This is a genomic window from Aeromonas sp. s2 (genome assembly GCF_040907935.1).
Classification (GTDB): domain Bacteria; phylum Pseudomonadota; class Gammaproteobacteria; order Enterobacterales; family Aeromonadaceae; genus Aeromonas; species Aeromonas dhakensis.
In genome coordinates, this window is the sequence record NZ_JBFOCR010000009.1 from 549,616 (window position 1) to 557,223 (window position 7,608).

A 7,608-nucleotide genomic window follows, 5' to 3' on the forward strand; every position below is an offset into this window, starting at 1 on the left:
ATGAGCAACGGGGTGATGCCGAGCGTTCGGCATTGCCTTGTCAGGCGAGGATCAGCAAGGAAAATGCGGGAATTTGATGAATTTCAGGCAAAAAAAAATGGCGCATAACTGCGCCATTTTTTTCGCATGGATTACTTCTTGTAGGAAGTAGCCATGTTGTCGATGCGCTGGTTAGCACGCATAGCTTCTTGCTTGGCTTCTGCAACATCAGCAGCGATCTTGGACTGATCAGCACGAACAGCGCTAACATCTTGAGCCAGTTGGTCAACTTTGTTAGACAGATTCTGAACGGAAGTTTCCAGTTCGCTGGTGTTTGCACAACCGCCCAGCAGAGCGGACAGACCAACAACACCTACCAACAACATTTTTTTCATTTTAAAAGCTCCCTTTAACTCGCCAGACGTTTAGCAAGCGGCGTGATTATGGCACAAAAAAATCATAGTTTGGATAGGCCCCATCACAGATAAATGCATTAAAACCCTCATTTTTTTTTAAACGTACACTTTTTGTGCAAAGTTCAGTCAAAAATAAGGGTCACTGGATGAGGTTCGCACAAAGCGTAACCAAATTTTGTGCTTATTACAATTTCGTATGAGGCTCAGGCTGAACGTTCTGACAGCAACTGACGATACTGCACCAGATCCTCGATGGTCAGCACCGGCATGTCATGGCGGCGGCCAAATGCCACCAGATCCGGCAAGCGGGCCATGGAGCCATCTTCCTTGGTCAATTCGCACAACACACCGAAGGGTTTGAGCCCGGCGAGCTGCATCAGATCGACCGTGGCTTCGGTGTGGCCGCGGCGGGTCAACACCCCGCCAGTGCGGGCCCGCAGCGGGAAGACGTGGCCCGGGCGGTGCAGGTCGGAGGGTCTGGCACCGTCGGCGATGGCGGCCCGGATGGTGGTGATACGATCGGCCGCCGAGACGCCGGTGGTCACCCCCTGCGCCGCCTCGATAGTCACGGTGAAGGCGGTCTGATAGTGGCTGGAGTTGGCCTCCACCATCATCGGCAGTTCGAGCTGGCGTACCCGCTCGTCGGTCAGGCAGAGGCAGACGATGCCGGAGCACTCGCGGATCATCATGGCCATCTGTTCATTGGTCATGGATTCGGCGGCGAAGATGAGATCCCCTTCGTTCTCCCGATCTTCATCGTCGGCCACCAGCACGCCGCGGCCGGCACGCAGAGCTGCCAGCGCCGCTTCGACACGGGCAATGGGATCACCAAATTCACTGAGAAGAGACTGATTCATGGTAAGACTCCTAAACAAGACAAGGACCAGAATCAGGGCATGGAAAGGCAGACAGAGATAGGCATGCAGCGGCCGGCCCGCGGGGGGCTTGCCTGCAATAGTCTGTCTTATCCTCTTTCATCCGGACTGTGACCGTCGGCTCCGGCATCTCACCGGATCTGCTGACCCCGTCCCGGCTGAAAACCGGGTCGGGCGCTCGCGGGCTCCCCGAGTCAGATCGGGATACCGCCGGTGGGGAATTTCACCCCGCCCTGAGAATAAGCGCAGACAGCCTAAAGAAAAACGGCGCCGGATACCAGCACAAAACCCATCAAGGATGAATAGCATGCCTGCTCCGGGGTACGGATCGCCCGGATGCACGGCGCGCTGTCTTTTCTGATTTTGTTTGTGGCATAGTGCCAGAAAAAACGCGCGGCCTGCGCAGACTCAGGCGCCAACAACACCAACGGAATCATGACAGAGATGGAAAAGAAAATACTGCTGACGGACTGCCCGGACGCCAAGGGCCTCATCGCCAAGATCACCAACATCTGCTACAAGCACCAGCTCAACATCAACAAGAACGACGAGTTCGTGGATCACGAAAACGGCCGCTTCTTCATGCGCACCGAGCTGGAGGGGCGCTTCAACGACGAGACCCTGCTGGCCGACCTCGATGATGCCCTGCCCGCCGGAGCCCAGCGCCGGCTGGTCAAGGCCGGCAAGAAGCGCATCGTCATCCTGGTGACCAAGGAGACCCACTGCCTCGGCGACATCCTGATGAAGAACTACGCCGGTGCGCTGGACATGGACATAGTGGCGGTGATCGGCAACTACGACACCCTCGCCGAGCTGACCGGCAAGTTCGACATTCCGTTCCACACCGTCAGCCACGAGGATCTGAGCCGTACCGAGCATGAAGAGCAGGTGCGCGCCATCATCGACGGCTACCAGCCCGACTACGTGGTGCTGGCCAAGTACATGCGGGTGCTGACCCCGAGTTTCGTCGAAGCCTATCCGCGCAAGATCATCAACATCCACCACTCCTTCCTGCCCGCCTTCATCGGTGCCCGCCCCTATCGACAGGCCTTCGATCGCGGGGTCAAGCTGATCGGCGCCACCGCCCACTTCGTCACCGACGACCTGGATGAGGGCCCCATCGTCGAGCAGGACGTGATCCACGTCGATCACACCTTCAGTGCCGACGACATGGCCAAGGCCGGCCGCGACGTGGAGAAGTCCGTGCTGAGCCGGGCGCTCGAGCTGGTACTGAACGAACGGGTGTTCGTCTACGGCAACAAGACGGTGGTGTTCAAGTAATTCCGGCCCCTGAAAACGACAAAGGCTCCCGCGGGAGCCTTTGTTCCATGTGCACTGACGCGACGTCAATCAGAGCGGCAGATCGTTGATGGTCATGGCGCCCTTGTCGAGCTTGATCTCGGCCGTCAGCTGCTCCTTGTCCGCCTTGAGATACCCCATGGCCGCGAACTGGTCCAGCATGGGTGCCAGCTGCGGCACCGCCTTGCCCAGCTTGCCGCTCAGGTTGGCGTGCAGCAGACCGGAGAGGGCGTGCATCCCCTCTTCGCTGCTGAACAGCTGCTCGAGCGAGGTGCTTGCCAGCTTGATGTCGCCCTTCATGGCCACCGGCTCGCCGTTGAGATGGGAGCTCAAGTCCACCAGCTCCAGCGTGGCGCCACGCTTGAGCATCTTGTCCAGCGCCTGCTGGATCGCTTCCTCTTCCACGCCCTGGCCGCTGGAGGCCTGCAGCGCCTGATAGCCTTCCAGATCCAGCCCCTTCAGATTGAGGGCCAGCTTGCTCTGGGTCAGCGCAAGGTTGTCGGCCTCGTTCTCCAGATTGAGGGTATCCACCTTCATCTGGTAGCTGCTGGAGAGGGTCTGGGCATCATCCCCAGCCAGCTGGGTCTCGGAGGTCAGCCCCTGCAGGGAGAACTTGACGTTGTCCGGCAGCTGTACCGACAGCGCGGAGAGGGTCATGTCGCTACGGGGAGAGAGCCAGATGCCGCGGATCTCGGCCATGTCGGCACTGCCCTTAAGCTCGGCCAGCACCATGTCCATCTTGTTCTGCTCTTCGTGCAGGGTCATGCCCTGCCAGTGGAAGGTGAGGTGGCCATTGCCTTCCAGATCACCGTGATAGTCACCCTTCATCGGCAGGAAGCTGAACTCGTCCAGCCCCTGCTTGACCTTGAACTCGTTGGCCCAGAAGCGGCTGCTGTTGCTGGAGGTCCACAGGCTGCTGACCGACTCGATACCAAACTGCCACTGCTCCATCTTGAAGGCGCCGAACACGGGCGCCAGCGAACCTTGCCTGGTGTCGAGCAGCATGTTGCTCTTGATGTAGAGCGGCAGGATGCGGCTGTCGACGATGAACTGCACCTCGACCGGCTCGCTCCCCTCCAGCTGACCATCCAGGCTGGCCAGGGTCTGCGGGGTGATCACCATCTTCAGTACGCCATCGCGGGTGAACAGGTTGCTCGAACCCGGCTGCCAGCTCAACTCGATGCCGCTCTCCTGCTTCACCTTGGCGATCTGCTCGGCCATGATGCGGTCGAACGCATTGCCCGTGTACCAGCAGGCACCCAGCCCACCCACCACCAAGGCCGCCGTGACGGCCAGCGCTACTCGCTTCTTCATCTTTATTCCGTTCTCCAGGGAGTGATTGCCGCACTCTACGGGGCAAGTTCGGGGGGAGGCAAGCGCAATTCGGCGCCGGCCACAATTAAGTGATGTCACAACAAGGGGCTGAACAGATAGAACATGTTCTCCATTGCCTTCTTGTACCAGGGGCGTGCCCGCCACTTGGCCAGCGACATGGGCGTCGCCTCCACCATGTAGCCCTGCACCAGCTGGGTCATCTCGGCGACGAACACCGGATTGTCGATGAGCAGGGTCACCTCGAAGTTGAGCCAGAGGCTGCGCCGATCCAGGTTGACCGTCCCCACCAGGGCGAAGTCGTCATCCACCAGCACGCTCTTGGTGTGCAGCAGGCCGGCGTCGTAGCGGTAGATCTCCACCCCCGCCTCCAGCAGCTCCTCCATGAAGGCATTGCAGGCGTAATTGGCCATGATGGAGTCGTTGCGCGCCGGCAGCACCAGCTGCACCTGCACGCCGCGGGCCGCCGCCGAGGAGAGCGCCGCCGCCAGCGGATCGTCCGGCACGAAGTAGGGGGTGGTCAGCACCAGATGGTGGCGGGCCTGGTAGATGGCCAGCAGCAGGCTCTGCTGGATGCAGTCGCCACCGACGAAGGGGCCGGACGGGATGAGCTGGGCCCGGTAGTTGCTCTGGGGCCAGGCCTCCGGCTCGTGCTGCAGGCTGTCGAGCAGCCGCTCGCCGGTCTCCATCTCCCAGTCCCAGACGAAGATGGACCACATCAGCGGCACCATGGGGCCCTGTACCCGGATCATGATGTCGACCCACTGGCCGACCCCGGCGTTCTGCTTGAAGAAGCGGGGATCCACCATGTTCATGGAGCCGGTGTAACCGACTCTGTCGTCGATCACCACCAGCTTGCGGTGCATCCGCAAATCCTGACGCTGGAACGGGATGCGCCAGGCCCCGACCGGCAGCACCTCCACCAGCTTGACCCCCGCCTTGCGCAGCTTCTTCGGCCAGGGCGAGCGGAAGAAGGTCTTGCTGCCCATGGAATCGAGCAGCAAGCGACAATCCACGCCGCGCGCCGCCACTTCCATCAAGGCTTCACACACCTCGTCGGTGTCGCCGCCCGGGTGCCAGATGTAGAACTCCAGGTAGCAGGACTGGGAGGATTGGCGGATGTCGCGCACTATCTCGCGCAGGATGGCTTCCGGCTTGCTGAGCAGCGTCATCCGGTTGCCGGAGAGCATGGGCATGGCCAGCCGTCCCTGGATCAGATCGTGCAGCGGCTGGGCCTTCTCCCCCACCTCGCAGCAGTGCTGAGGGAAGAGCCGGGCCAGCTGGCGGATCCAGATGGCGTAAGGGCGGTACATGGCCTGGGCCCGCTCGGCGCGCCGCCGGCCGAGGCGAATTTCGCCAAACAGCACGTAGAAGCCGACCCCGGCAAACGGGATGGCATAGATGAGGGCGAGCCAGGCCAGCGAGACCCCGATGGGGCGTCGCTTCATCACCACCCGCAATGAGACCCCCGCCACGATCACGGTGTGAAACAGCAGCAGCAACCAGCCCAGGAACTGGGAAAACAGCAGTTGGATGTCGTGCTCCAGACCGTTGATCACGAGAACTCCTTTTACACAGGGGTGAAAGCGGTGGGCAGATCCCACGAAAGCAGGATGGTATGCTGTAAGACACACCCATTCAATCAGGTCGTTAGCATGATCCTGTCATCTATGCTGCTCAGTCTGGCCATGCTAGGTCAAGGCTCATATGACATCAATGAGCAACAGATAAACCAGTACCTGCAATCCCAGGTGCAAGTGAACAAACAGCTGGAGCTGCCCGGCATCATCAAGGCCCATGTGCAGCTCGAGCAGAGCGACGTGCAGATCGGACGTCAGAGCCCGGACACCGCCCGGGTCTACGGCAAGGGCAAGCTCAAGATCGCCCTGCCGGACAACACCGAATACGACGCCCGGCTGAACATGGCCTACGAGGCGAGGCCACGCTACGACAAGGCACAGAGCGCCCTGTTCCTCGACAACATGAAGTTGATTGAATACAAGCTGGAGCCTGAGGCGGCGCAGCAGAAGTTCGGCTTCATGCTCGGCATGCTGCTGCAGAGCATGGAGAAGCGGCTGGAGACCCAACCGGTCTACCGGCTCGATGCCAAGGATCCGAATCAGGCCTGGCTGAAGGAGAATCTGCTGGGGCTGGAGCTGTCACCGGGCAAGATCCACCTGCTGACCAAGCCCCAGTGACGGTTCAGTTGTAGACCGGGGCCTTGGCCTGGCGCACCAGCAGCTCGATCTGGTAACCCTGTTCGCGCTGCTGGTCATAAAGGGAGAAGAGCGGCCCCTCCAGCTCGTGCAGGGGCAGGTCGGCAAAGCCGGCCTTGAGGTAGAAGGGTTTTTCGAACGGCAAGGCCTGGCAGATCACCGGCTTGTCCAGCAGATCGCTGCAGGCGTGCTGCAACAGACGAGAACCCAGCCCCAGCGACTGGTAGTGGGGCAACAGGCGAAAGCCGCAGAGGTGATAGTAATCCTGTTCGTCGCGCAGGCGCACGGCCCCCACCAGCCAGTGGGCGTCGCGTACCACGAAGATCCGCTCGGCCAGATCCGGCACATAGTGGGAGAAAGTGGTTTCGTAGTAGTCCCTGATCAGGGAGAGATCCGCATCGCAGTACTCTTCGAACGTGAGTTCCATCGCCCGTTTGCCTATCACACTCGTTTCATCCCTGGCCATCCGGCCAGATCCTCGCATATTGATTGTTGGTCGAAGAGATCCGACCAGCATGAAGATATCACGGCTTTTAGTAACAAAAAAGCCAATAACCACACCAAGTTGCATGCTTTTTAACAGGCTGCCGGCGCGGCGGCAAACCGCAATCCTAGCACGGCAAACCAGAGGCAGACACTGTTTGTCCCTTCTCCTGACCCTTTACGGCAGCTCGCCATTTGATGACCCGCAACTCACTGATTTGGCTCTACAAACAGATCATGTAAACATTTATTAACAAGTCATTCTCGTCATCGCCCTACACAAAAAGCCCCATTCGAATAGCAACTTCACCGTTTCGCCCTATGGTGAAGCCTTGGCATAGCATCGCGCTGTTGTTGCCTGCGTGGGGTCATCCCCACACCGACACCTCACCACTTTGCCAAGGAGCTATCATGTCCAGACCGATCCCCTCCCTGTTGCTGCTAGCCTTGCTGCCCGCCGCCGGCTGGGCCGGCGACATCCATGTCCCGCTTGCCCCCTATCACTTCACGGCGCAGCAGCTTGCCGCCGGCCAAGCCCCGGCACTCCCCCTGGATGAGGCCCACTTCGTGTTCGGCGAGGCGGCCATGGCGTTCGATCTGCACGACTTCCTGCTGCAACAGGCGCCTCACCTGCTACCCAAGGAGGAGGTGATCCTGCACTGGAGCGGCATCACCAGCCTCAACCCCCAGCTGCTGCTGGCCCTGATGGAGACGAGCAGCCAGCTCATCTCGGCCCCCTCCGAACAGGCCATGGCGGCGCCATTCGCCAAGCTGGTGAAGGCCAGGGGCTTTGACAATCAGCTGGAGCTGATGGCGCGCCAGCTCTCCGAGCGCTTCTACCAGGCCCGCTCCCAGTTGCAGCTCAGCCCGCGCCGCGCCCCCGCCCTGGCGCCGCAAGCCGCGCACCAGGCCGCCCTCGCCAGCCTGCTGAGCGCGCCAGTGCAGCAGCAGCTCGGTGAGCAGTGGCGGACCCTGTTCGGCCAGGACGCCATGACCTCCCCCGGGGGC

At 60.6% G+C, this 7,608-nt stretch carries 7 protein-coding genes, 1 pseudogene and 1 riboswitch; of the genes and pseudogenes, 3 read left to right on the forward strand and 5 right to left on the reverse strand.

Going from position 1 to position 7,608, the window contains the following annotated elements:
* Positions 1 to 131 precede the first annotated feature (131 nt).
* A complete protein-coding gene (locus AB5Y81_RS07430) occupies positions 132 to 374 on the reverse strand; it encodes an Lpp/OprI family alanine-zipper lipoprotein (protein ID WP_010634682.1) in 243 nt (80 codons plus the stop codon).
* A gap of 224 nt (positions 375 to 598) precedes the next feature.
* Positions 599 to 1,252, reverse strand: coding sequence for a 3,4-dihydroxy-2-butanone-4-phosphate synthase (ribB, locus tag AB5Y81_RS07435; protein WP_005298666.1), 654 nt, complete (start codon positions 1,250 to 1,252; stop codon positions 599 to 601).
* 105 nt (positions 1,253 to 1,357) lie between these two features.
* A riboswitch (FMN riboswitch) is annotated at positions 1,358 to 1,515 on the reverse strand.
* A gap of 199 nt (positions 1,516 to 1,714) precedes the next feature.
* On the opposite strand from ribB, the gene purU reads away from it, so the two are divergent.
* The gene (purU, locus tag AB5Y81_RS07440) at positions 1,715 to 2,551 is read left to right on the forward strand and encodes a formyltetrahydrofolate deformylase (RefSeq protein ID WP_011705222.1); all 837 of its coding nucleotides are present in this window, start codon (positions 1,715 to 1,717) and stop codon (positions 2,549 to 2,551) included.
* 69 nt (positions 2,552 to 2,620) lie between these two features.
* Here purU and AB5Y81_RS07445 read toward each other — a convergent pair whose 3' ends face one another.
* Positions 2,621 to 3,883, reverse strand: a complete 1,263-nt coding sequence (locus AB5Y81_RS07445) for a DUF945 family protein (protein ID WP_279484660.1) — start codon at positions 3,881 to 3,883, stop codon at positions 2,621 to 2,623.
* 95 nt (positions 3,884 to 3,978) lie between these two features.
* Positions 3,979 to 5,460, reverse strand: a complete 1,482-nt coding sequence (gene cls / locus AB5Y81_RS07450) for a cardiolipin synthase (RefSeq protein WP_005298659.1) — start codon at positions 5,458 to 5,460, stop codon at positions 3,979 to 3,981.
* Between the two features lie 96 nt (positions 5,461 to 5,556).
* On the opposite strand from cls, the gene AB5Y81_RS07455 reads away from it, so the two are divergent.
* A complete protein-coding gene (locus tag AB5Y81_RS07455) occupies positions 5,557 to 6,099 on the forward strand; it encodes a DUF1439 domain-containing protein (protein ID WP_005298658.1) in 543 nt (180 codons plus the stop codon).
* A 4-nt stretch (positions 6,100 to 6,103) separates the two neighbouring features.
* On the opposite strand, the gene AB5Y81_RS07460 is transcribed toward AB5Y81_RS07455, so the two are convergent.
* Entirely contained in the window at positions 6,104 to 6,583 is a 480-nt protein-coding gene (locus AB5Y81_RS07460) for a GNAT family N-acetyltransferase (RefSeq protein WP_005298657.1), read from the reverse strand.
* Between the two features lie 428 nt (positions 6,584 to 7,011).
* Here AB5Y81_RS07460 and AB5Y81_RS07465 point away from each other — a divergent pair.
* A pseudogene (locus AB5Y81_RS07465) lies at positions 7,012 to 7,608 on the forward strand (M23 family peptidase); the annotation flags it as partial.